This is a genomic window from Sphingobacterium sp. LRF_L2, from assembly GCF_965644235.1.
In the GTDB taxonomy this organism is placed as follows: Bacteria; Bacteroidota; Bacteroidia; order Sphingobacteriales; family Sphingobacteriaceae; genus Sphingobacterium.
The window spans coordinates 1-229 of sequence record NZ_CBFFRI010000042.1 but is presented as its reverse complement, the minus strand read 5'-3'; the positions used below and the strand labels follow the sequence as shown (position 1 = coordinate 229).

Genomic DNA, 229 nt, shown 5'->3' with positions numbered 1-229 from the left:
GGGTGGGTGACATCAATTTCTTCCTCTTCAGATTAACCAAATTATTTGCGTAGTCCACAGGTTTTGACTCTGATCCCACAATATCCCAAAGGTCGTAGGTTCTCATGCCCACCCTGAAACGAAAAAAGCCCTAACTTTCGTTAGAGCTTTTTTTGTCGGGGTGGCAGGATTCGAACCTACGACCTCCACATCCCAAATGTGGCGCGATACCGGGCTACGCTACACCCCG

General features: G+C 48.9%; 1 tRNA gene. It reads right to left on the bottom strand.

From position 1 onward, the window contains the following. Positions 1–155: 155 nt before the first annotated feature. Positions 156–229 (bottom strand) — tRNA-Pro (locus tag ACSZOX_RS22450).